Origin of the sequence: Rhodanobacter sp. Root480 (assembly GCF_001426645.1) — a bacterium.
In the GTDB taxonomy this organism is placed as follows: Bacteria; Pseudomonadota; Gammaproteobacteria; order Xanthomonadales; family Rhodanobacteraceae; genus Rhodanobacter; species Rhodanobacter ginsenosidimutans.
This window is the reverse complement of sequence record NZ_LMEX01000002.1, coordinates 457,887-479,628: the sequence shown is the minus strand read 5'-3', so window position 1 is coordinate 479,628 and position 21,742 is coordinate 457,887. Positions and strand designations below refer to the sequence as shown.

Annotated in this window: 18 protein-coding genes and 1 tRNA gene; 8 read left to right on the top strand and 11 right to left on the bottom strand. The window is 65.8% G+C overall.

Translation table 11 applies throughout. The features are described 5' to 3' along the window. Positions 1 to 22: 22 nt before the first annotated feature. From ybgF to ASD22_RS09175, 4 genes are all read left to right on the top strand, one after another. Positions 23 to 811, top strand: coding sequence for a tol-pal system protein YbgF (gene ybgF, locus ASD22_RS09190; protein WP_056082119.1), 789 nt, complete (start codon positions 23 to 25; stop codon positions 809 to 811). Positions 812 to 821: 10 nt separating this feature from the next. Further along, positions 822 to 1,514 (top strand): 7-carboxy-7-deazaguanine synthase QueE, encoded by a 693-nt coding sequence (gene queE, locus ASD22_RS09185; RefSeq protein ID WP_056084059.1) that lies wholly within the window; start codon positions 822 to 824, stop codon positions 1,512 to 1,514. Between the two features lie 131 nt (positions 1,515 to 1,645). Further along, the gene (gene queC, locus ASD22_RS09180; protein ID WP_056082116.1) at positions 1,646 to 2,332 is read left to right on the top strand and encodes a 7-cyano-7-deazaguanine synthase QueC; all 687 of its coding nucleotides are present in this window, start codon (positions 1,646 to 1,648) and stop codon (positions 2,330 to 2,332) included. 74 nt (positions 2,333 to 2,406) lie between these two features. Next, a tRNA-Lys gene (locus ASD22_RS09175) sits at positions 2,407 to 2,482 on the top strand. 89 nt (positions 2,483 to 2,571) lie between these two features. Here the strand turns inward: ASD22_RS09175 and phnD are convergent. The 6 genes from phnD to ASD22_RS09145 form a co-directional block, all read right to left on the bottom strand. Then, the gene (gene phnD / locus ASD22_RS09170) at positions 2,572 to 3,645 is read right to left on the bottom strand and encodes a phosphate/phosphite/phosphonate ABC transporter substrate-binding protein (protein WP_235577608.1); all 1,074 of its coding nucleotides are present in this window, start codon (positions 3,643 to 3,645) and stop codon (positions 2,572 to 2,574) included. 316 nt (positions 3,646 to 3,961) lie between these two features. After that, positions 3,962 to 4,624, bottom strand: coding sequence for a response regulator transcription factor (locus ASD22_RS09165; protein ID WP_056082113.1), 663 nt, complete (start codon positions 4,622 to 4,624; stop codon positions 3,962 to 3,964). An 89-nt stretch (positions 4,625 to 4,713) separates the two neighbouring features. Next, the gene (locus tag ASD22_RS09160) at positions 4,714 to 6,606 is read right to left on the bottom strand and encodes a hybrid sensor histidine kinase/response regulator (RefSeq protein WP_056082110.1); all 1,893 of its coding nucleotides are present in this window, start codon (positions 6,604 to 6,606) and stop codon (positions 4,714 to 4,716) included. A 199-nt stretch (positions 6,607 to 6,805) separates the two neighbouring features. After that, positions 6,806 to 7,510: a VTT domain-containing protein gene (locus tag ASD22_RS09155; RefSeq protein WP_056082108.1), complete on the bottom strand. Its 705-nt coding sequence runs from the start codon at positions 7,508 to 7,510 to the stop codon at positions 6,806 to 6,808. After that, on the bottom strand, positions 7,507 to 8,067 hold the full coding sequence (locus ASD22_RS09150; protein WP_056082105.1) for a nucleoside deaminase: 561 nt from the start codon (positions 8,065 to 8,067) through the stop codon (positions 7,507 to 7,509). The genes ASD22_RS09155 and ASD22_RS09150 overlap by 4 nt, the downstream gene beginning before the upstream one ends. Positions 8,068 to 8,079: 12 nt before the next feature. Then, positions 8,080 to 9,831: a glutamine--tRNA ligase/YqeY domain fusion protein gene (locus tag ASD22_RS09145; protein WP_056082102.1), complete on the bottom strand. Its 1,752-nt coding sequence runs from the start codon at positions 9,829 to 9,831 to the stop codon at positions 8,080 to 8,082. Positions 9,832 to 9,935: 104 nt separating this feature from the next. Here ASD22_RS09145 and ASD22_RS09140 point away from each other — a divergent pair, with 104 nt between their 5' ends. Further along, positions 9,936 to 10,214: a DUF2007 domain-containing protein gene (locus ASD22_RS09140; protein ID WP_056082099.1), complete on the top strand. Its 279-nt coding sequence runs from the start codon at positions 9,936 to 9,938 to the stop codon at positions 10,212 to 10,214. 17 nt (positions 10,215 to 10,231) lie between these two features. Further along, positions 10,232 to 10,750: an adenine phosphoribosyltransferase gene (locus tag ASD22_RS09135; RefSeq protein WP_056082097.1), complete on the top strand. Its 519-nt coding sequence runs from the start codon at positions 10,232 to 10,234 to the stop codon at positions 10,748 to 10,750. 165 nt (positions 10,751 to 10,915) lie between these two features. On the opposite strand, the gene ASD22_RS09130 is transcribed toward ASD22_RS09135, so the two are convergent. Both ASD22_RS09130 and oxyR read right to left on the bottom strand, forming a co-directional pair. Beyond that, entirely contained in the window at positions 10,916 to 11,509 is a 594-nt protein-coding gene (locus tag ASD22_RS09130) for a hypothetical protein (RefSeq protein ID WP_056082093.1), read from the bottom strand. Positions 11,510 to 11,512: 3 nt separating this feature from the next. Beyond that, a complete protein-coding gene (gene oxyR, locus ASD22_RS09125) occupies positions 11,513 to 12,451 on the bottom strand; it encodes a DNA-binding transcriptional regulator OxyR (RefSeq protein ID WP_056082091.1) in 939 nt (312 codons plus the stop codon). A gap of 187 nt (positions 12,452 to 12,638) precedes the next feature. Between oxyR and ASD22_RS09120 the strand changes: the two genes are divergently transcribed. Next, positions 12,639 to 15,320, top strand: coding sequence for a M1 family metallopeptidase (locus ASD22_RS09120; protein ID WP_056082088.1), 2,682 nt, complete (start codon positions 12,639 to 12,641; stop codon positions 15,318 to 15,320). Between the two features lie 49 nt (positions 15,321 to 15,369). Here ASD22_RS09120 and ASD22_RS09115 read toward each other — a convergent pair whose 3' ends face one another. Next, positions 15,370 to 15,708: a hypothetical protein gene (locus tag ASD22_RS09115; RefSeq protein ID WP_235577607.1), complete on the bottom strand. Its 339-nt coding sequence runs from the start codon at positions 15,706 to 15,708 to the stop codon at positions 15,370 to 15,372. 425 nt (positions 15,709 to 16,133) lie between these two features. Then, entirely contained in the window at positions 16,134 to 17,735 is a 1,602-nt protein-coding gene (locus ASD22_RS09110) for a hypothetical protein (RefSeq protein ID WP_156458982.1), read from the bottom strand. Between the two features lie 557 nt (positions 17,736 to 18,292). On the opposite strand from ASD22_RS09110, the gene ASD22_RS09105 reads away from it, so the two are divergent. Further along, complete coding sequence (locus tag ASD22_RS09105) at positions 18,293 to 19,306, top strand: DUF535 family protein (protein WP_235577606.1); 1,014 nt, start codon at positions 18,293 to 18,295, stop codon at positions 19,304 to 19,306. A gap of 8 nt (positions 19,307 to 19,314) precedes the next feature. Here ASD22_RS09105 and ASD22_RS09100 read toward each other — a convergent pair whose 3' ends face one another. Then, positions 19,315 to 21,732, bottom strand: coding sequence for a TonB-dependent receptor (locus ASD22_RS09100; RefSeq protein ID WP_235577605.1), 2,418 nt, complete (start codon positions 21,730 to 21,732; stop codon positions 19,315 to 19,317). Positions 21,733 to 21,742: the final 10 nt, after the last annotated feature.

Genomic DNA, 21,742 nt, shown 5'->3' with positions numbered 1-21,742 from the left:
TCGTTTCACAGCCAGGTTCGGCATGGCGGGTGCAATTGCATCCGCCATGCTGTTTGCGTTTCCCGCTTTTTCGCAGGATTCGCGCCTGAGCCTCGCCGACCGTGTTTCACGCCTTGAGCAGCAGGCGCAGAAGGACCAGGGCGGTGTTGGCATGGTCAACCAGATGCAGCAACTGCAGGAGCAGGTGCGCCAGCAACAGGGCCGCATCGAGGAACTCCAGCATCAGTTGCAACAGCTGGAAGACAAGAACAAGGCCCAGTACGTCGACCTGGATTCACGTATCGGGCGACTGGAGGGCGGCAACGCAGGTGGCGCCGCTGGCGCTGCACCGACGGCTTCCGCAGCCGCAGCCGCAGCCGCACCGGCAACTTCATCTTCCGCAGCGGCGGGCAACCCGACCCAGGCCCAGGGCGGCAATGCCGATCCGGCTTCGGTCCAGGCGGCCTACGACGTTGCATTCAAGGCTTTGCGGGGTGGCGATTACGCCGCCGCTTCGCGTGATTTCCGCTCGTTCGTGCAGCAGTACCCGAGCGAGTCACTCACCCCCAACGCCTACTATTGGCTGGGTGAGTCGTACTACGTCACCATGAATTACCCGGTGGCGCTGGAAGCTTTCCAGCAGTTGCTGAAGCAGTTTCCGCAGAGCGAGAAGGCGCCCGATGCGCTGCTCAAGGTTGGCTACAGCCAGTACGAGCTCAAGCAGGTCGATGCGGCCAAGGCCACATTGACCGAGGTCGGTGCGAAGTATCCCGGCACCAATGCGGCAAACCTCGCCAAAGAGCGGCTGCAGCGCATCCAGTCGGTCAACTGAGGTTCTTGTGGTGACAGGCACAGACGCGCGCGTGGAAGCCGCCACGCCAGAGCCGGCTGGCGCCGAGCGATTGCGCATCACGGAAATCTTCCACTCGCTGCAGGGCGAGGCCGACGCCATTGGCTGGCGCACCGTCTTCGTGCGTCTTACCGGCTGCCCGCTGCGCTGCGTGTGGTGCGATACCGAGTATTCGTTCCACGGCGGGCAATGGCACGATATCGACGCGATCCTCGCCGAGGTGGCGAGGCACGATGTCGGCCACGTCTGCGTCACGGGTGGTGAACCGCTGGCCCAGAAGCGCTGCCTGATCCTGCTGCAGAAGCTGTGCGACGCGGGTTACGAGGTATCGCTGGAGACTTCCGGTGCGCTCGATGTCTCGGCGGTCGATCCGCGCGTGCGCAAGGTCATGGACCTGAAGGCTCCCGGTTCGGGCGAGAGTGCGCGCAACCTGTGGTCGAACCTGGCGTTTCTGCATCAGCGCGACCAGGTCAAGATCGTCATTGCCAGCCGCGCCGACTACGACTGGGCGTGCGCCGTGCTGGCCGAGCATGCGCTGGCGGCCCGTTGCATGGTGCTTTTTTCTCCCGTTCACGGCGCGATATCGCCGCGCCAGCTGGCCGACTGGATCATCGAGGACAGGTTGCCCGTGCGCTTCCAGTTGCAGCTGCACAAACTGCTCTGGAACGACGCCGCCGGCCACTAGCCGGGAGGTGGGACGAACAGCAACCGGAAGTGCTTCCCTTCGTCCTCGACTACCCGTTTCACGCGCTTGGGCCTGTGCTGCCGCAGGTGCTTTCCGGCCGGTGACCGGCCGTACGGAAGGATGCAACAACCATGACCGACAAACTCTCCCGCAAGGCCGTCGTGCTCGTCTCCGGCGGCATGGATTCGGCGGTGACCATCGCCATCGCCCGCGAGCAGGGCTATCAGGTGCACGCGCTGAGCGTGGCCTACGGCCAGCGTCACAACTCCGAGCTGGCTGCCTCCGAACGCGTGGCGCAGATGCTTGGCGCGTTCGAGCACAAGACGGTGGCGGTCGATCTTCGTCGCATCGGCGGTTCGGCGCTCACTGCCGATATCGACGTGCCGCTGGATGCCGCCGGTGGTGACGATATCCCGGTGACCTACGTGCCGGCGCGCAACACCATCATGCTGTCCATCGCGCTGGGTTGGGCCGAGGTGCTGGGCGCGCGCGACATCTGGTGCGGGGTGAATGCGGTCGATTACTCGGGTTATCCGGATTGCCGGCCCGCGTTCATCGAGGCGTTCGAATCGCTCGCCAACGTCGCCACCAAAGCCGGCGTGGAAGGCGCCGGGCTGCGCATCCACGCACCGTTGATGAAGATGAGCAAGGCCGACATCGCACGCGAAGGCAAGCGTCTGGGCGTCGATTTTTCCGCCACCGTCAGCTGCTACCAGGCCGATGGCGAAGGCCGCGCCTGTGGCCATTGCGATGCCTGCCGGTTGCGGGCGCAGGGCTTCCGCGAAGCGGGTTTGCCCGACCCCACGCACTACGTCTGAACCGAGCTTGCTTGTGCCCCTCGCGCCCAGCCCGTAAAATTGTCGGCTTGAGTTTTGCCACGGTTTCGTACGACGGGTCGTTAGCTCAGTTGGTAGAGCAGTAGACTTTTAATCTATTGGTCCCGGGTTCGAATCCCGGACGACCCACCAATACCACCCGCCGGCGCAAGCCGAGCGGGTTTTTTTTGCGGCCTGTTTGTCACTTCCTGCATCGGCGCCGTGGCGCTCGGTGTTGGGGCTTACGGCTTGTTCGCGCGCAGTTGCTGCAACAATTGACGGTGATCGCTGGCTATCTTTTCCAGGCGCGCCTGCAAGGCTGCCGGGCTCACCCATTGGGCGTTGAGTGCGCGGCGGCGATCCAGCTGGTAGTCGATGTCGGCAAAGGGTGCCAGCGCGCTGTTGCCGGCTGGCGCGAAGCCGCTGATGTCGTGGATCCGCTTGAGCTTCTCCAGTTCGGCGGCGACATGGGGGCCTGTGCGGGCATAGCTGGTCACAAAGGTGACGATGGCCCGGCGCACGGCCGGGTCGAGATCGCGGCGAACCACGATCACCGCGTGTGGAATCAGGGTGGACGTCCACAGGACGCGCAGCCGGGAAAACTGGTCGGGGAAGTGCTGGGCGAAGCGCTGCATGTCGGCGGTATTGTTGGTCGCCACATCGACTTCGCCATTGGCAACGGCCAGCGCGTTGTTCTGGTGGTTGTCGATCGCGACGGTGGCGAAAAACGTGTCCGAGTCCAGGTTGCGGCTGGCGAAGATCTGGGTCTCGGGAACCAGATAGCCCGATACCGACAGCGCCTCGCCACGGGCGTAGCGCCAGTGGCCGGGTTTGCGCAGCAAGTCGGCCACGCTGTGCAGCGGGGAGTCGCGGCGGACCAGCAGAACGGCGTTGTAGCCGTGCGAACCGTCACCGCGGGTCAACTGGGCGATCACCTGCATGCGGTCCTGCGTGACGGCCTGCAGCGCGAGGCGGCCGGAGACGAACGCAATATCCACCCGCTCCTCGTTCAACGCCTGCGCCAGGCCTTCGTAGGTGCTCACGGAAATGCTGCGGACGGGTTGCCGCAGGGCATGTTCCATGTCGTCCAGCATCGGGCGCCAGGCGGTCAGCGATTCGGCCGGGCCGCCAATGGGCAGGATGCCGAACGTGAGTGGTGCCGGGGTGGGCACGGGTGGTCCGCGCAGAGCCGCCGTCGCCGGCACGGCGCCGGTCAGCGCGAGCAGGAGCAGCGCCTTCGCAAGCAACCCCCAGCGGCGGGCCGGTACCCGGCGGTGCGTCGCCAGGATGGATGTCGTGTGGTGTATGTCCTGCACCTTTCGTCCCCTGCCATCCTTGTCCCCCTGCGGTCGAGTCTGCGGGCTGGCGGGGAGGAAATACAAGCGGCGTGGTGTTATGACGAGCGCTTCGATGGGATTATCCCGCGGCGCGTCCCCCTCTCCCTACCCTCTCCCCGCGGGGGAGAGGGGATTACGGCTTCTTCCGGTTTTGCGGTTTTGCGGTTTTGCGGTTTGGTGGGTTGCCTTGTCAGGCCTCCGATAAACGGAGAAGTCCGAGGACACTTTGACCTCCTCTCCCCTTGGGGAGAGAGGGGAGGGGTCGGTGCTTGCGGGAAAGCCGTGGGCGGCTCCGTCAAACCTCGCCGATGCGGCGTGAAGCGACCACGGCCTCCACCCGGTTGCGTACGTTGAGTGCGCGGAAGATCGCCGCCAGATGGATCTTCACGGTGCCTTCGCTGATGCCAAGGTCACTGGCGATAACCTTGTTCGGCTTGCCCGTGGACAGCAGCCGCAACACGTCGAGCTGACGTTCGGTCAGCAGTTGGTGCAGGCGATCCTCCAGTCGCGCGGCGGCACCGTCCCCCGTGGTGGATGGCGGCGAAGGCGCCAGCGGTTCGTCGGCCTGCAACATCATCGGCGGGATGTAGACGCCGCCGGAAAGCACCAGCCGCACCGCCGACAGCATGACGTCGGCGGAGTAGGCCTTGGGGATGAAACCCTGCACGCCCATCGCCAGCAGCTCGCGGATCAGCGCCGGGCTCTCGGCGCCGGACAACACGATCACCGGCACACCGGGCCACGCGGCGATTACTTCGGCCAGATGCTCGCGTCCATGCACGCCGGGCATGGTCAGGTCGATCAGTGCCAGTGCGGGGGGCGATTCCTGGTGCAGTGCCAGGCGCAATTCGGCGACATCCAGCGCGATCGTGAACTCGGTGCCGGGGCCGAGTTCGGCAAGCTTGAGCTTGGCTCCCTCGACAATCAGCTGGTGGTCGTCCGCGATCAATATGCGCATGTCATGTGTTCCGGGAGGTGGAGGCGATTGCCGCGGGCAATCAGGGTCGAGGGTGGTTGTCATCGCTTGGAGTGGCGTGGAGGCGGCTTTCATGTCACTTCCTGTATGGACGCCCAGACGGCCATCAGGCTTTCGCGCAATTGCGCGGGCGATACCGGCTTGTAGAGCAGGGGGATGTTGGCCGTCAAGATCGGTTGCAGTCGGTCGCGGCGTGTTTCACCGGTGATCAGCAGGCGGGCGAACGGTCGCGTTCCTTCGCGCTTGTAGTACGCATCCAGCAAGGCGAGCACCTCGAGGCCGCTCTCGCCATGGCGCAGGTGCAGGTCGGAAATCACGAGGTCCGGTGCGGTTCGCCAGGGTTCCACGGCATCCAGTGCCTGGGCGCCGTCTTCGGCGGTGGCCACGTCGCAACCCCAGCTGCGCAACAGGTAGCGGATGCCCGACAGGATCGCCGGCTCGTCATCCACCACCAGCACGCGCATGCCCGAAACATCCAGCGGCATGGCGGCCGACGGGTCGGCGTGCGCTTGCGGTGCGACTTCCGGCAACACGAAACTGAAAACGCTGCCGCGGTGGGGGCGCGAGTGCAACTGCACGTCGCTGCCGATCAGTTCCGCCAGTCGCTGGACGGTGGAGAGGCCCAGCCCCAGGCCGCGCCGCGGGCCGTCGCTGGGCGCCGCGTCGCAATGATTCTCAACGCGGTAGAACTCGTCGAACACGCGCGCCTGGTGCTCCGCCGCGATGCCGATGCCGGTGTCCCACACATCCACCCGAACCTGGTTGCCGGGCCGTCGGCGCGCGGCCACCAGCACGCCGCCCTCGGGGGTGTAGCGCAGCGCGTTGCTGACCAGGTTGTTGAGGATGCGGCCCAGCATGGTGCGGTCGCTGCGCACCCACACATCCGTGGTGCGCATCACCAGCCGCAGGTCGTGCTGTTCGGCGATCATGCGGAAATTGCGGCTGACTTCATCGAAGACCTGATCCAGCGGGAATTCGCTGATCTCCACTTCCATCGTGCCGGTTTCCAGCCGCGACAGATCGAGCAGCTCGCTGAACAGGTGGTCGAGCGCCTGCACGCATTCCTGGATATGCGCGATGCGGTCCAGCCGGACGACGTCGTCCTCGTCCACGGCCAGCGCGGATGAAAACAGGGTGAGCGCGTACAGCGGCTGGCGCAGATCGTGCGAGGCGGCGGCCAGGAAGCGCGCCTTGGCGATACTGGCCGCCTCCAGCGCGGCGTTCTTGTCCGCCAGCGCGCGGGTGGCCTGGTCGATCTCGCGCTCCATGTCGCGATGCATGTCGAACAACGTGGCCGACGCGGCGTTGAAACCGCGTTGCAACTGGCCGATCTCGGTGCGGTCGGTGATCTCCACCGCCACCGGCGCATCGCCGCGGCCCAGTTGCTGCACGGCGGCCACCAGCCGGCGCAGCGGCGCGCTCAGCCAGCGCGCGACCTGCCAACCGATGATGCCGGCCACCAGCAGGCTGATCGCCAGCGTGATCAGCGCGTTGTGCAGGCTCGATCGCTGGGCGGCGATCGCGTCCGCCAGGCTGACCCGTACCAATACGGAGCCGAGCGACGGGCCGAGCGGGCGGTGCGGATCGATCACTTCGCGAATGACGGTGAGGCCGCCGGTGGTGCCGCCGGCCCGCGTATCGTGGTGGCCGGCCAGGATTTCGCCGTCGACCGAGCGGATCTGTACCAGCGACACATGCGGCAGGTCACCCGTCGCCTGCGCAATGCGCGCCAGCTCCCGGCGGTGCGACTGGCGCAGCGGTTCAGCGGAAACGGCGGCTGCCTGGATCGCGATGGCGTTGGCAGTGTCCTGAGCCATCACGCGCACCGTGACGAGCTGGTGGCGCGTCAGCGTGGTGACCAGCAGCCCGGCGGTGACCAGGGTGGGCACCAGCGCGACGAAGCCCAGTCGCTGCATCAGCGACGTGCGTCGCCACAGGCGCATCGCGAAGTTGCTGCTCCCCATGCCTGTCACCGCCCGATTGTCGCTTCAGGTCCGCCAGCGCCGCGTCGATGCCCGCCGATCCACGCCGTCGTGGCGCGCCGCAACGGGCGTTGCTCGGCCAGCCTAGCGCGAAAGACGGTCGCTGACTGTACGGCTTCCGGCGATGGCCTCGGCCATCCGTTCTAGCGCGAATGATCGGTTCGGCATTGCGCGCCGACGATCAATGCGAACGTCGGTACCGACGCGTGAGCCGCCCCAGCAGCAACGGCAGCAAGGCCAGCAGCGCGATGGCGCCCAGCGGCAGCAGCACTTCGCGATGCATGAAGAGGCCAAGACCCAGGGAGTCGCTCTGACTCAGCGCATCGCCCAAACCCGCGCCGATGGAGGTTTCGAAGATCAGCGTGACGGTGCCACCGAGCCAGCTGGCACCCAGGAACAGCCACAGCGGGCAGCGCAGCCAGGCCAGCGCCACGGTGACCGCGCCGAACGGCACCACCGGCACGAAACGCAGGAACAAGGTGTAGCTGGCCGGATGCTGTTCAAAGCCGTGGCGCAGCCGCGCCACCACGGCGGGTGGCTGGCGGGTGCCGCCGCCGAAGGCGTAACGGCTGGCCAAGTACAGGATCAGCGAGCCGAGGGTCAGCCCGACGGAGGAACACAGCGTGGCGTCGACCACGCCAAACGCGAAGCCGCCGGCCAGGATCACCACGATCGTGCCGGGGATGCCGGTGGCCATGGTGAGCGTCAGCAGGCCGATGTAGGCGAACCGGCTCAGCCAGGGATGCGCGCTGATCTGCGCATGCAGCTCAGCCTGGTTGGCCACCAACTGGTGCGGGCTGAGCTGCTTCAGCGAGCCGGACGCGAACAGCACGATGCCGGCCAGCAGCAGCAGGATCAGCGGCAGCGCGGCACGCCAACGGCTCAATAGGATGGGCCGCTTTGGCCGTAGGCGGCCAGGATGTCGCGTGATGCGTCGCGCAGGATGTCGCGCCGCACCGCGATGCCGCGGCGCTCCAGTTCGCCGGCCCAGTCGGCCGGCAGCGGGCCTTCGTCGAATTCGGTGAGGCTTTCGACGTCCTCGGTGCGGGCGCCGATCAGCAGCGTGTTGATGCCGGCCCACACAATGGCGCCGTAGCACTGGCAGCACGGTTGCGCGCTGGTGGCCAGCACGTAATGGCCGCCGTCCTCGTTGATGCGATGCCGCCCCAGCCGCTGCTGGGCGATCATCAACGCCATGTTTTCCGCATGCGCCAGCGAGCAGTGCTGCGGCACCACGCGGTTCACGCCCACGGCCACCAGCCGTCCGCTGTGGTTGTTGAACACCGCCGCGCCGAACGGCCCGCCACCGCCGCGATCCACGTTCTCGCGCGCCAGCGTCACCGCCACGCCCATGCGTTCTTCGTCGGTCGCATAGCGCCGGTTGACGTCGGCAACGTCACCGATCCAGGGCGGCAGGGTCAGATGGATCTGCAGCGGCAGCATGCGATCGCTCCGTCAGTTTCCGGCCTGCCTGGCCCAGGTGTCGCGCAGGGTGACGGTGCGGTTGAATACCGGCGCATCGGCGCGATGGTCGACGCGGTCGGCCACGAAATAACCCAGCCGCTCGAACTGGAAGCGCTGCTCCGGCGCCACGTCCGCCGCCGCCGGCTCCAGCCAGCCGCGTAGCACGCGCTTGGCCTCGGGGTTGACGTGGTCGAGCCAGCTCTTGCCGTCGTCCTCGCTGTCTGGCGCGGCCACGCTGAACAGCCGGTCGTAGACGCGCACCTCGGCGGCCACTGCGTGTTTCGCGCTGACCCAGTGGATGGTGCCCTTCACCTTGCGGTCGGCGCCGGGCAGGCCGGAACGGGTTTCCGGATCCAGCGTGCCGTGCAGCTCGACCACGTTGCCGTCGGCATCCTTGATGACCTGCTCGCACTTCACGATACCCACACCGCGCAGGCGCACTTCGCCCTCGGGCTTCAGCCGGTGGAAACCCTTCGGCGGCACTTCGGCAAAGTCCTCGCGCTCGATCCACAGCTCGCGCGAGAACGGCACCTGGCGCGTGCCGAAGCTTTCGTTCTTGGGATGATTGGCGAAGCTCAGCGTTTCCTCATGGCCTTCCGGCAGGTTGGTCAGCACCAGCTTCAGCGGCTCCAGCACGGCCATGCGGCGCGCGGCGGTGGCGTCCAGATCCTCGCGGATGCAGCCTTCCAGCACGGCGTAGTCGATCACGCTGTTCTGCTTGGAGACGCCCACGCGGTCGATCAGCAGGCGCAAGCCGGCTGGGGTGAAGCCGCGCCGGCGCAGGCCGCGCAGCGTGTTCATGCGCGGGTCGTCCCAGCCGTCCACGTAATGGTCGGCCACCAGCTGCGCCAGCTTGCGCTTGCTGGTGATGCAGTAGCTGAGGTTGAGCCGGGAGAACTCGATCTGTCGCGGCTTGGCCGGCTGGGTGGGCAGGCCCGCGTCGAGCAGCGGTTGCCACAGCTCGGGATGGTTGGGCAGGTCGACCTTGTCCACGAACCAGTCGTACAGCGGCCGGTGATCCTCGAATTCCAGCGTGCACAGCGAGTGGGTGATGCCTTCCAGCGCGTCGGACAGGCAGTGCGCATAGTCGTACATCGGGTAGATCGGCCAGGCGTCGCCGGTGTTCTGGTGGGTGACCTTGCGGATGCGGTAGATCGCCGGGTCGCGCATGTTGATGTTGCCGGCGGCCATGTCGATCTTGGCGCGCAAGGTCTTGCTGCCATCGGCGAACTCGCCTGCGCGCATGCGGCGGAACAGGTCCAGGTTTTCCTCGACGCTGCGCTCGCGGTGCGGCGAGTTGCGGCCGGCGGCGGTGAGGGTGCCGCGGTACTCGCGCATCTCCTCGGCGTTGAGGTCGTCCACGTAGGCCACGCCGTCCTCGATCAGCTTGCAGGCGGCGCGATAGAACACCTCGAAATAATCCGAGGCGTGGCGCAGCTCATGCCATTCGAAGCCCAACCAACGCACGTCGTCCTTGATGCCCTCGACAAACTCCGGGTCTTCCTTGCCCGGATTGGTGTCGTCCAGGCGCAGGTTGCACCAGCCGTTGAATTCCCTGGCGATACCGAAGCTGAGGCAGATCGCCTTGGCGTGGCCGATGTGCAGGTAGCCGTTCGGTTCGGGTGGGAAACGGGTGTGGATGGCGACGTGCTTGCCCGAGGCCAGGTCGTCGCGCACGATCTGCCGGATGAAATCCTGGTGCTGCACGGCGGGCGTCGGGTTGGCGGGGTTCTCGGTCGACATCGGGCAAGCTCGCGTGCGTAGGCGGAAACATGCAAGTTTACCCTGTCGCCCGTGACGCACCCAGCGTGCTTGCCCGCGGCGCGCGCGAGGGTTAGCGTGGGGTCATGCAAACCGTCTACCGAGCCGAGAACCTCATCGACGCCCACCTGGTGAAGGATGCGCTGGAGGCTCAGGGCATCCCCGCGTTCATCGCTGGCGAATACCTCACCGGCGGCGTGGGCCAGTTGCCGGCGATGGATTTCATGGCGGTGATGGTGCCCGAATCGAGCCTGCCCGAAGCCAGCGCCATCGTGCGCGAGGTCGAGGCCTGCCTCAGCGACGCCCGTCTTGCCATCGATGAGGACCGCGGGCTGGACGATCCGCTGGGCGCCTGCGCGGTATGACGGCTGCGCCCGCATCCATGCCGGAACTGGCCGCGCTGATCCGCGACGTGGCGGATTTCCCGCAGCCCGGCGTCACCTTCCGCGATGTCACCCCGCTGCTTGCCGATGCGCGCGGCTTTGCCCGTTGCATCGATGCGCTGGCCGAGCCCTGGCTGGAGCTGGACGTGCAGGCGGTGTGCGGCATCGAGGCGCGCGGTTTCATTTTCGGCGCGGCGCTGGCGCAGAAACTGGGCGCCGGTTTCGTACCGCTGCGCAAGCCCGGCAAGCTGCCGCCGCCGGTGCTGTCGATCGACTATCAACTCGAATACGGTCGCGATCAGCTGGAAGTGCGCAGCGATGCGTTGCGCCCGGGCGAGCGCGTACTGCTGGTGGACGACGTGCTGGCCACCGGCGGCACGCTGGCGGCGGCATGGGCGCTGGTGCAGCGTTTCGACGCGGTGCCGGTGGGCGCCTGCGTGGTAGTGGAGCTGACTGCATTGCAGGGGCGTCTGCGCTGGCAGGCGCGCGAGCCGCTGCACAGCCTGCTGCGTTATTGAGGCGTCGCGTCGCTCAGAGTCTGTGAAGAAAACCACTTCCTGTGGTTTTCTTCTATCGCACGTCCGGTACACGCCCGGACGTACTCACGCGAATCAGCCACTTGCGTGACTGATCCGCGGCCGGCCAACCCTGGCCGGCCTGAGAGGTTGAAAAATCACAACCTCTCAGTCGACCACCTGCACGCTTTCCACGTAAACCAGTTCGCAGGCGCCGGCGCCGGTATCGCCGCGCGTCATCGAGGTCTTCCAGCGCCAGCCGTTGGGGCCGCTGGCGTCCACCAGAAAGCCTTCGATATGCACCAGCTGGCCCTTGCGCACGCGCTTCAACGCGCCGCGCACGCCGGCGTCGGCGGGGATCATGTGCACGTTGGCGGTGGATAGCTCGATCTCGTTGCGGGGAATCGGCCAGGTCTTCGTGCGCCAGTAGAAGAAGCGACCGGACTGGCTGATGTCGAAGCTCGCCAGCACCGCGCTGTCGGACATGCGGCCCCAACCCAGCGCCAGATCCGTCGGCGCCAGCTTGGCGCCCGCGTCCCACGTGTAATCCTCACGCGACAGCACGCGGGCGGTGAGGTCGATGTACGCCCGCGTGGCCAGGGTCATGCCGTCGCGTTGCAGGCTGGCGCCGTCGGTCAGGTTCACCTGGTGCGGCGCATCGGGCGCCAGCACGCCCGGCGGCTGGATCACGTCGCGGTGCCGCCAATGGTGCAGCCCGCCCCAGCCGATCAACAACACCGCCACCACCGGCAGCAGACGCATGGGTCAGTCCGCCTGCACGCGCGGTTGCGCGCCCACGTCGGGCTTGAACAGCTCGGGTGGCAGATTCTGGAACACGCCGGCCAACCGCTGCAGGAAACCCGCCATCGACGAGCTCTTGCGCCACACCATCGCGATGCGCCGGCTGGGCGGATGGCCAGCGAATTCGATCAGGTGCACGTTGTCGGTGCGCGCCATCGGCGGCTTGGTGGCCAGCGTGGGCAGCAACGTGATGCCGACATTGGCCGCCACCATCTGCCGCAGGGTTTCCAGGCTGGTGGCGCGGAAACCGGTTTTCTCGCCCGCGCCGGCCAGCTGGCACACCTCCAGCGCCTGGTCGCGCAGGCAGTGGCCGTCTTCGAGCAGCAGCAGTTTCTCGTTGGCCAGGTCGTGCAGCTTCAGCCGGTTCTTGTGGCCGGCCAGCGGGTGATGGTCCGGCACCGCCAGCACGAACGGTTCCTCGAACAGGAACTCGCTGTGCAGGCTGTCCTCGTGCAGCGGCAGCGCCAGGATGCCCGCGTCCAGCGCACCCTCGCGCAGCATGTGGATCACGTGCTCCGTCTTCTCCTCGGTCAGCAGCAACTCCAGCCGCGGGAAGCGCTCGCGCAGCAGCGGGATCACGTGCGGCAGCAGGTACGGGCCCAGGGTGGGGAAAATCCCCAGCCGCAGCGTGCCCGCTTCCGGGTCGCGGGTGCGCTGTGCGATCGCCTTGATCTCCTCCACCTCGGCCAGTACGGCGCGGGCGCGGCGGGCGATCTCGCGGCCGGTTTCGGTCAGCAGGATCTTGCGTGGCGTGCGTTCCACCAGGGCTACGCCCAGCTCCTCTTCCAGCTTCTTGATCTGGGTGGACAGGGTGGGCTGGCTGACGAAGCTGGCTTCCGCGGCGCGGCCGAAATGCCGGTGTTCGGCCAGGGCCAGCAGGTAGTGCAGATCACGCAGGTTCATCGGCGGCCTTCAGGCATCGTCATAGTTGATGCCTATGATTGTGGCGCCATCCATCGGCTCGAACAATGCGTTTTGCGTGCGACGCGCCGGCGATGTTGCCCGTTTCGCGCAGGAAGCAACGTGCCCTATGGCACTGGGCCGGACCCGCGGCCCGCCCTAGCGTGGGCTTTTTGCCCAGGAAGTTCCGATGTCCCGTCTCGTTCGTCCCATGGTGTTGGCCGCGCTGGCGGCCTGTTGCGGTGCCGCGCTGGCCGCTCCTGCCGACAAGGCACCGCAAGGCCAACTGCCCGACTGGGCGGTGCCGCAGTCGTACAACCTCGCGTTCAAGGTGGACCCGACGCAGAAGGATTTCTCCGGCACCACCACGATCAAGGTCAAGCTGACCCGCGCCTCCGACCACGTTTGGCTGGACGGCAGCGAGCTGAACGTGTCCAAGGTGACCGTCACCGACGCCAGCGGCAAGTCGCAGCCGGGCAAGTACGTCAGCGTGGAGCCCAAGGCCGGCGTGGTGCGCGTGGACTTCGGCCGCACCCTGCAGCCGCAGGAAATCACCCTGGCGTTCGAGTACACCGCGCCGCTCAACGCGCAGTTGCAGGGCCTGTACAAGGTTGCCGCCAAGGGCAAGCCGTACACCGTCACCCAGATGGAGCCGATCAGCGCGCGCTTCGCCTTCCCCGGCTTCGACCAGCCCGGCTTCAAGACGCCGTTCGACATCAGCCTCACCGTGCCCGATTCGCAGACCGCCGTGGCCAACACCAAGCAGGTGAAGGAAACGCCGGCCGGCGATGGCTGGAAGACCGTCACCTTCGCGCAGACCGTGCCGCTGCCCACCTACCTCGTGGCCTTCGCCGTGGGCCCGTGGGACATCGCCGCCGGCCCGGATATCGCGCCCGGCCCCTACCGCGCCAAGCCGCTGCAACTGCGCGGCATCGCCGCCAGCGGCGAGGCGCACCGCATGCAGCACGTGTTGAGCGAAACCCCCAGCATCATCCACGCGCTGGAGAACTACTACGGCTTCGGCTACCCGTTCGACAAGCTCGATCTGCTGGCCGCGCCGGACTTCTCCGCCGGCGCCATGGAAAACCCCGGCCTGGTCACCTTCCGCGACTGGCTGCTGTTGCTGGACAAGGACTCCCCCGCAAGAAACGTGCGCGCCTCGTTCAACGTGAATGCGCATGAGTTGGCGCACATGTGGAGCGGCGACACCGTCACGCTGAACTGGTGGAACGACATCTGGCTCAACGAGGCGTTCGCCACCTGGATGCAGCAGAAAGTCACCATGCAGGTGCACCCCGAATACCGCGCCGATCTCGATCGCGTGGATGGCGCGCAGATGGCGATGGCCAACGACAGCCTGGTCAGCGCGCGCAAGATCCGCCAGCCGATCACCGGCAATGGCGACATCGAGACCGCGTTCGACGGCATCACCTACGAGAAGGGCGCCAGCGTCATCGGCATGTTCGAAAACTACGTGGGCGAGAAGACGTTCCAGAAAGGCATGCGCGCCTACGTGCAGAAGCACAAGTTCGGCAACGCCGTGGCCGATGACCTGGTCTCGGCCATCGCCACCGCGGCAGGCAAGGGCGACGCGTTCAAGCACGCGTTCAACAGCTTCCTCAACCAGACCGGCGTGCCGTACATCGCCACCAAACTGGAGCAGCAGAACGGCAAGACCGTGCTGCACCTCAGCCAGAGCCGCTACCTGCCGGTGGGCAGCACGGGCGACGCGCAGCGCATCTGGGGCGTGCCCGTATGCGTGCGCTATGGCACGGCTGACGGCAGCAAGGTCGCCTGCGAGATGCTCGACAAAACCAGCGGCACGATGGTGCTGGCCGGCGCCGGCAAGTCGGCCTGGGTGATGCCCAACGCCAACGCCAGCGGCTACTACCGCTTCAGCCTCGACAAGCAGGCGCTGGGCAGCCTGGTCGGCCAGGTCGGCAAGCTCAGCGATGCCGAGCAGCTGGCCTACGCCGACGCGGTCAACGCCAGCTTCCAGCATGGCGAGCTGGACGCCGGTGACGTGCTCACCGCGCTGCAGCCGCTGACGGCCTCCAAGACCCGCGAAGTCGCCACCGCGCCGCTGGACCAGATCCAGTGGATCTACCAGAACATCGCCAGCACCGACGCCCAGCGCGCCCGCCTTGCCGACTGGATCAAGGCGGCCTACCTGCCGCGTCTGCAGCAGTTGGGCTACCAGCGCAAGGCCGGTGAATCGGAGAGCGACTCGCTGTTGCGCAGCACCCTGGCCAGCAGCCTGGCGCTCGATTTCAAGCTGCCCGAAGCGCGTGCCGCGCTGCTCAAGCAGGGCGAGGCGGCGCTCAAGCCGGGCGCCGATGGCCACCTGAACCTGGCCGCCGCCGACCCCGATCTGCTGGGTGACGCGTTGGGCGTGGCGGTGCAGCAACACGGCAAGAGCGCGGTTGATGCGCTGATGGCCGAACTGCCGAAAACCAGCGACCCGGCCCTGCGCAACGGCATGCTCGAAGGCATGGCCATGGCACAAGACCCGGCCGTGCTGGAGCAGGTGCGCGACTTCTCGCTGACCAAGCCGGTCAAGGTGGGCGAAATGGCGCGTCTGTTGAGGGAAGGTCGCGATACGCCGGCCCAGCGCGATGCGTTGTGGCAGTGGTTCACCGCGCATTACCAGCCGATCCTTGATCGCACCGGCAGCTTCGCCGGCGGACGCCTGCCGTCACTGGCCGGCAAGGACGGTTGCAGCAAGGCCGAAGTCGACCGCCTGCAAGCTTTCTTCCAGCCGCGCCTGAAAGACGCCGCCGGCATCGACCGCGGCCTGGCGCAAACCAGCGAGAAGATCCAGCTGTGCAGCGCGTTGAAGGAAAAGCAGGACGCCAGCGCCATCCTGCGCTGAGCCACCCTGCATCGATACCGGCGCCACGTGCGCCGGTATCGCCTCAGCCCTAAGGGGCCGCCACCTCATCGCGAGGTAGCGGCCCCTTCGGCACATTGGCGTCCAGCCATTCGATGACAAACCGCTCCAGCGCCACCCGCGCTGGCACATCGATACCCGCCGTTCGCACGAAAGCCGCCGCCGCCTTGATGAAAGCCTGCCGCGCCTGACTACCCGCCTGCCTCGCCGCCCCCTGCTGCTGCCGCAACTGCACGATATGCGCCGATGGCTGGCCGGGCTTGGCGAACTTCTGGTAACGCCGCAATGCATCCGCCACCCGCTCGCCATCCAGCGACGCCTGCACCACCGCCCGCCGCGCCTTCAGTAGCTCGATCAAATCGGCGGCCACGGACGCGGAAAGACCGACTTCCGCAGGGAAAAGAACACGCGCCAATGACGGCGACAACGACGCGGCCGCGACCAAAGGAATGCCCGCACCCGAATGCTCCAGTTCGCGCAGAAAACCCGCGTGGGGAAAAGACGTTGCCGTTGCCATGGATGAGCCGATAGGTGCCGGACAGCGACCATACGTCGTTCAAGCATCAACCGCCACGCCACCGCCACCCCATGCCCTCCAACTGTAGGAGCGACTTCAGTCGCGACGCTCTTGCTGGTGTAAAGCGAAGGGCTTGGCTCGATTGCGACGATCGAGCGCATTCTCTTGCACGTAAGACAGAGGCAACTCGGACGCCGCGAGTGCAAGAATGTTTTGCTGCAACCCTTGCTCGTGAATGAAAACAACCTGAAACGGTAGCTTTCGGCCAACAGCAGACGTTAGCGTTGAGCAGTGGGCTTGGCGTGCGCAATTCCGTACCACCGTGAATGCCACTCTCCAGATTGGATCGGGACTTCGCGGATGTTGTAGTCATAACCTTCGCGAGGAAGATAGCTGCGATTCCTCAGCCATTTAAGAATTTCACTGAGTTGCCCACGCTTCCGGAGCTCAGAAGCCAAGTGCCAAAGTTTGGTTATGGGTACTTCTGGGTGCTGGATTTGGTAACGACCTATGAAGTTAACCGAGGTGACCATCGACAGAAAGTCATAGCTCTGGTCAATGTCCAGAAGAGACATCAGTCGTTCATCGCTCCGACTGAACGCGAGACCAATCTTCCGCGCTTGTGCAACGCCCTTGGCCAACTCCTCACTCCTCGCCAAGACCTCTCGAACCTCGGCTGGTTCGATGAACCATTTAATCTCGAGGCATAGGCATGCCTTTGCTTTTCGGTCAATGATGGCGAGATCAATATCCGTGTCTGTAAGCTGCCCATGTCGAAAATCAAGATCGAGGCCGGACAGTGAAGCAATAGTTTCCAACCGCACCTGTTGTTCCTTTTGATCTACCAGTTTCGAGTAGAGCTTGCGCTCTGTAGGAATTTGGTTCAGCAGGACGCAAAGGTTTCGCTCCGCATGAACGTGGATGAGTACAAATGGGGAAACTGCATACTCTCCATTGGTCAAATCGACGATCGGTTGAATGGCGATATCTGGATTGCGGATACCGACTTCACCGAATGTCAGGTACCGAAGAACCTCGGTGACCGCGAATCTTTCGATCCCGGTATGTTTTTCAATTTTCGCGACCAGCGCGCCTTTTCTCGGCGTCCAGAGTGCACTAGCAAAAGCAAGCGCGGGCGCGCCATCTGCTGCAGCGAGTTGCCGTGCGGTGAACCACGCAAATGCCATCGCCTGCAGGCAGGTGAAGATTCTTCGGTACTGATGGAGTGAGAAGCTGGAGAATTGCCAGTTCTTAGGCAGGGAGTGGCGACTGGCCAAAGCAACGCCGAACGCAGATTGAAGTAGGTCCATGAGTCTCCGTGTGAAGACTAGCGAGTACATGCCTCCACTCACTCGCATTGCAAGTCTTACTTCATTGCGGATTAAATTTGCATCCAACACTGACTCTTCCTTAGGATCACGCTTTGCGACTAAGCGGTCATAGGCCTCGTAGGACATGTCAGTGGCTGACCAATCTGTCGGGATGAGTTCCTTGTCTAGAATGCGAATGTCAATCTGGCCAGCATGACATAGGGGGAAGATCGAGCAAAAATGATCGTAGTCTTCCGCGGCATCAAGCCACTCGTTCGCTAGTTCATAGTGATTGTCGATGAGGATACGTCGGAATGGGTGAGGTCCTTTCGCTGCCCGTCGATAACAGGCCCGCAAGGGGTGGGTCAGAGCGTTCATGAGTCCGTCGACGTATGTTGCGGCTTGGTTCTCTTCAAGTGGCGAGTAGGCAGCGATTTTAAAATGATGGTCTTCCACCACTGAAAGCAGCGTCCATATGCCTTGCGCAAATGGAAGCCTCGTCAAAGCGTTATCATCGAAGGCGTCATCGATCTCTGCCTCAATCGCGGATATATCAGTGAACGATGGCATTGTGAGTACTTCGCTTGTGGAGACCTAACTACCTAACGGAACACTTGGGTTGCGCTATAGAACTCTGGGTTGCCGAACTAGGCAAGACGGATCCTGCTGGCCTATATGAATTTTCTCATACTCGGTCGTGATGTAGATCAAATGCAAATTCCGATTCGGTCCGTCTCGAACCAAACTTGTTCGTGGCGTCGAAGCAAAACCCGGATCGATGCACTTTCGGACGTCCGCTCCGAGTCGACTGGGGCGGACTTTGCCGAGCGTTCGTATTTCGCGCCTTCCGCTCGCTATGCAGGCGTGAACGATCTTGCCCAACAGTCCTGCCATTCAGCCGGCCGGACCTTCTTTCGCGGAAGCCAGGTGCTACACGATCGTCCGAGCACCGGGCTGTCGAGAGCCGCGGCGACGGCGAACGAAAGAGATTGCTGCTCGATGCCTCTTGTGCGTTCGCCGTTCGGATGCGTGCAAACCACGCCAGCACCAAACCAACTCCCATTTCAAAATTCCCCCGCCCGCGCGTCTAACAGATCAACCCGGTGTTGCGAGGTGGATCGATGCGCATGGCACAAATGAATGCGGCTGGCACATTGTGGCTGGAGGCGTTGCGGCGCCGCTGGTCGTTGCGGCTGGCGGCGGGCGAGAGTCGGTGGCAGTTTGTCCTGCGGATGGCTGGCTGGGTGCGGCTGTTTGTTCGGCAGACGCGGTGGCTGCGCGCGCTGGATGCGCGGGACACCCTGCGGCGGGCGGCGCAGGCGGATCCGTGGCTCTATGAGCGCTGGCATCGGCCGTATATCTCGACGCATTTCGATGGGGATACCCGGCGCCGTATCGTCAGCTCGCACTATGCGTTCGTGATGCGGCGTTTTCCGGCGCGGTTGTGTGAGCGGATCGTGTCGGGCGGCAGTGCGCGGCTGGCCACGCTGCGGCTGGACGGCGCGACGGGGGCGTACCTGAGCCTGCGCAAGCCGTCGCGGGGCGAGGCGGGCGAGCTGAGCCTGTTGCTGCTGACGCTGGACAAGCAGGTGCTGGCATCGTGCATCCTGACGTTCGATCGCCGCGACAGCGTCATCATCGGCGCCGTGGGCGGCGCCGGTCCGCACACGCCGGTCGAGGCGGTGCGCGAATTCATCCAGGCCAGCCACGGCCTGCATCCGACTGATTTGCTGATGTCGTTGGTGCGCGAACTGGCGGCGCTGCATGGCTTGAAGCGCATCCGTGCGGTGGCGGCGGCGGCGCGTGTCGCGGGCGCGTGGCACGGGGCGGACGCGGACGGCGATGACGCGTTCTGGCAACGGCAAGGCGGTTTACCTGCGGAGTCGGGTTGCCATGAACTGCCGCTGTCGCTGGCGCAGGCACCATGCGCCGATGGGCCGCGCAGCCGCCGCGAGAAGCGGCAGCAGCGGGAGGCATTCCGCGAGAAGGCCTGCGCGGCTTTTGCTGCCGCGTTCCGCACCACGGACGGGCGGCTCCCCGCTGCAATGGCAATGGCTTCACGCGATGCCACCCGGGCACGATCCACGGCCACCCAGAGGCCGGCGTCGGAACACGGCGGCATGCTGGTGGCCGGTCTGTGAGACGTGCTCTAGAAGTCGTAGGTGGCGCTGAGCAGGAACGTGCGTCCTTCGCGCACCGGCACGAACGAGGACTCGGCGTTGACCGCATACAAGGTGCGCGCGAACAGGTTTTTCATGCCCAGCGTGGCCGACCACGTGTCGCCGTACCAGGTGAGGTTGGCCTCGGCGCTGAGCTGGCCGGGGATGGCGAAATAGCCGCCGCTTTCCACGCGGCCCCGGGTGCGCGAGCGCGCGAATACGCCGCCGGCCACGCCCCAGGATTGCAGCGCACCGGGTTGGAAGCGGTAGCTGGCCCAGGCGTTCCATTGATGGCGGGGCGCGCCATACGGAAGGCTGCCGTCGTGGTTGCGGACGCGCGCGCCGGTGTAGCTGGTGGACACGTCCAGCCCCGGCATCACCTGGCCCTGGAACTCGATCTCCACGCCGCTGTTGGTCTGGCCGGGGCCGGGCTCGGCGAAGTGCGGTGGCTCCGGCGAAATCCGGTTGATGCTGTGATCCAGGCGGATGCGGTACCACGCGGCGGTGAGCCGCGCGCGCTGGTCGAACAGGTCGAGCTTGGTGCCCACTTCGATCTGGCGCGACACCGAGGGCGGCAGCGGGCGGCCATCCTCGCCCAGCAGGGCATCGACCTGGAAGCCGGTGTTGCTGGAGGCGTACAGCGACACGTCCGGCGCGGGTTTGTAGACCACGCCCAGCCGTGACACCCACTTCGACCGGCGCGTGGTGGGGGCGTCGCCGCCAGTCAGTTCGTAGGTGGCGTGGCGCACGGTGGCCAGCACGTTCCATGACTCGCCGATCGACAGCTGATCCTGCGCGAAGATCCCGGTGTTGCTGGACCAGGAGCCGCCCAGCGGCCGTGTCCGCATGAGGGTGACGTCCTGCGAGTTCACCGATGGCAGCAGGTTGTCCGGCTGCAGCTCGGCGTTGATCGCAGCGCCGGTAACGACACCGGAAGCGGCGCTGTTGCCGGTGTGGGTGCGCGCGTAGTCGATGCCCAGCAACACGTCGTGCACCAGCGCGCCCTGGTCGAAGCTGGCCGCCAGCTCGTTCTGCAGGGTGTAGAACGCGTCGGCGTAGCGATAGGTGCTGGCCGTCGCCTCGGTGAGGCCGAAACGCTGAGTGTCGGCGAACGCCCAGGCCTGGCCGTTGCTGTGCTGGCTCACGTATTGCCCGCGGCTGCGCAGGCTCCAGGTGTCGCCCAGCGCCTGCTCGGCCATGTAGAACGCGCGCCGGGTGCGGAACCGCGCGTGGTCGTCCGGGCTGCCCAGCAGCGTATGGAATGACGAGGACTCCGCCAGCGACGGCCCGAACAGCACCGTGTGATCCGCCACCGGTACGCGGTTGTCGATGTATTCGAGGCCCAGCAGCAACTGCGTGGTGTCGCCCTGCCAGGCCAGCGACGGCGCCAGGTAACCGCTGCGCTGGCCGTGGTAGCCCTGCACCGTGCGACCGGCGCGATTGCCGGCGGCCACCATGCGGTAGGTCAGGCGTCCCTGTTGATCCAGCGGCCCGGCCAGGTCGATGCCCAGCCGCGTGCCGTCGTATCGCCCGGTGGAAAACAGCAGGTGCCGCACCGGCTCGGCCTGCGGCCGTTTCATCACGATGTTGACCGAGCCGCCGAAATTATTCGCCACCGATGCTTCGCCGAGTATCGTCTCCGGCCCCTTCAGCACCTCGACCCGCTCGATGCCGATCAGCGGCGGCAGATCCTCGATGCGCGCCACGCCGTTGGGCATGCCGTCGGTCAGGCCGTTGCCGGTGCTGAAGCCGCGAATGCGAAACAGCGGCGGGCCGCCGAAGCCATCCACGTAATCCACGCCCGCCACATGGCGCACCACGTCGGCCACTTCGAAGGCCTGGCGGGAATCCATCAGGTCGCGGGTGACGATGCTCACCGACTGCGGCAGGTCGGTCAGCTGCGCATCCGTGCGGGTGGCACCTCGGGTGGCCTTGCCCAGGAAGCCGACGTCATACAGCACCAAGCCGGATACCTGCACGGCATCCAGCACCGAGACGATCGGCACGCTGGGCTTGGTGCCGCTGAGCGGGCTCCGGTAGGAAATCGCCGGGGTGAAATCGCGCTGGCGCACCACCACCGTGCGCTTGCCGATCACCTCGTAATCCAGGCCGGTGCCCTTGAGCAGATGGGCGAGCGCCGCTTCCACCTTCAAGCTGCCCGAAGTGCCGGTGCTGTGCTGCCCCGCGATCGCGGCGCTGGAAGTGAGCACCTGCACATCGGCCTGCCGACCCAACGCCATCAGCGCGCTGGACAGCGGTTGCGCCGGGATTGCGAAGTGGGTCGTGCCGCTCACCAGCGCGGGCGCCGGCGCGGCATCGGCCGGCCCCGGCCAGGCCGCCGCCACGCCCCACGCCATGCAGGCGATCAGCGCCTGCCGCCGCCATCGTGTGGAGTGGCGCGACGTCATCCGCCGCACG